Annotated in this window: 1 protein-coding gene; it reads right to left on the bottom strand. The window is 60.8% G+C overall.

The genetic code is table 11. The annotated features are described in order from the left end of the window. Positions 1 to 99: 99 nt before the first annotated feature. Positions 100 to 1868 (bottom strand): Tn3 family transposase (locus HMPREF9538_RS06255; protein ID WP_009485929.1); only part of this gene is annotated, 1769 nt, incomplete at its 5' end.

Here is a 1868-nt window from a genome sequence, read left to right as displayed (position 1 = left end):
CTGTCAAAACAGCAGCCGGCTGCGCCGGGCGACGGCGCCATTTACCCGCGGTACTCCATTCAACTTGGGGTCGTCTCAGAAAACGGAAAATAAAGCACGCTAAGCCGGTGGCAGCGGTCGCAATGGCCTAAACTTCCCCGCACCGACCTTGGCGCTGCTGCGCCATAGGTAATCGCCGGTCAGGTTGATGTGCTCCCACCCCAGCGGCGACAGATATTGCAACAATGTGTCGTCCAGCGCCGTGCCGTTGCCACGCAAAGCACTGGTGGCACGCTCCAGATATACCGTGTTCCACAACACGATGGCCGCCGTCACCAGATTGAGGCCGCTGGCCCGGTAGCGCTGCTGCTCAAAACTGCGGTCGCGGATTTCACCCAATCGGTAGAAGAAGACCGCCCTGGCCAGCGCGTTGCGCGCCTCGCCCTTATTCAGCCCCGCATGGACGCGGCGGCGCAGCTCCACGCTTTGCAGCCAATCCAAAATGAACAGCGTGCGCTCGATGCGCCCCAGCTCGCGCAACGCCACGGCCAAGCCGTTCTGGCGCGGGTAGCTGCCGAGTTTGCGCAGCATCAGCGAAGCCGTTACCGTGCCTTGCTTGATGGAGGTGGCCAGCCGCAGAATTTCATCCCAATGGGCGCGTATTTGCTTGATGTTCAGCCTGTCGCTGCTAATCATCGGCTTGAGCGCGTCATAGGCGGCATCGCCCTTGGGGATGAATAGCTTGGTTTCGCCCAAGTCACGGATACGCGGCGCGAAGCGAAATCCCAGCAAATGCATCAAGCCAAACACGTGATCGGTGAAGCCTGCCGTGTCGGTGTAGTGTTCCTCGATGCGCAAGTCCGACTCGTGGTACAGCAGGCCATCAAGCACGTAAGTTGAATCACGAATGCCCACGTTGACCACCTTGGCACTGAAGGGCGCGTACTGGTCGGAGATATGGGTGTAGAAAGTCCGTCCTGGACTGCTTCCATACTTCGGGTTGATATGACCAGTGCTTTCTGCTTTGCTGCCGGTTCTGAAGTTCTGGCCGTCCGACGATGACGTGGTGCCGTCACCCCAGTTGCCGGCGAAGGGTTGCCGAAACTGCGCATTCACCAGCTCGGCCAGCGCCGTCGAATAGGTTTCATCGCGGATGTGCCAGGCTTGCAGCCAGGACAGCTTGGCGTAGGTGGTGCCAGGGCAGGACTCGGCCATTTTGGTCAGACCCAGGTTGATCGCGTCGGCCAGGATCGTCGTCAACAGCAAGGTTTTGTCCTTGGCCGTGTCGCTGGTCTTCAGGTGTGTGAAGTGGCGGGTGAAGCCCGTCCATTCATCGACCTCCATCAGCAACTCGGTGATTTTGAGGTGCGGCAGCAGCATAGCTGTCTGGTCGATCATGGCTTGCGCGGCGTCTGGTACTGCCGCGTCCAGCGGCGTGATCTTCAGGCCTGACGCGGTGGTGATGATGGCATCCGGTAAGTCGTTGGCCGCAGCCATGCGGTTGACTGTGGCGAGTTGCGCCTCCAACAATTCCAACCGGTCATGCAGGTATTGGTCGCAGTCGGTGGCCACTGCCAGCGGCAATTCGCTGGCCAGCTTCAAAGTGGCGAACTTCTCGACCGGCACCAGGTATTCGTCGAAGTCCTTGAACTGGCGAGAACCCTGCACCCAGACATCACCGGAGCGCAGCGCGTTCTTCAGCTCCGACAGGGCGCATAACTCGTAGTAACGCCGGTCGATGCCGTCGTCGGTCAGAACCAGCTTTGCCCAGCGCGGCTTGATGAATGCGGTTGGCGCATCGGCGGGCACCTTGCGCGCGCTGTCGCTGTTCATGCCGCGCAGCATGTCGATGGCATCGAGCACACCCTTGGCGGCGGGGGGCGCCCCCC

This window comes from Klebsiella sp. MS 92-3 (genome assembly GCF_000195655.1).
Classification (GTDB): Bacteria; Pseudomonadota; Gammaproteobacteria; order Enterobacterales; family Enterobacteriaceae; genus Klebsiella; species Klebsiella pneumoniae.
Note: the sequence above shows the minus strand (reverse complement) of the source record. Positions and strands in the feature narration are given on the sequence as shown.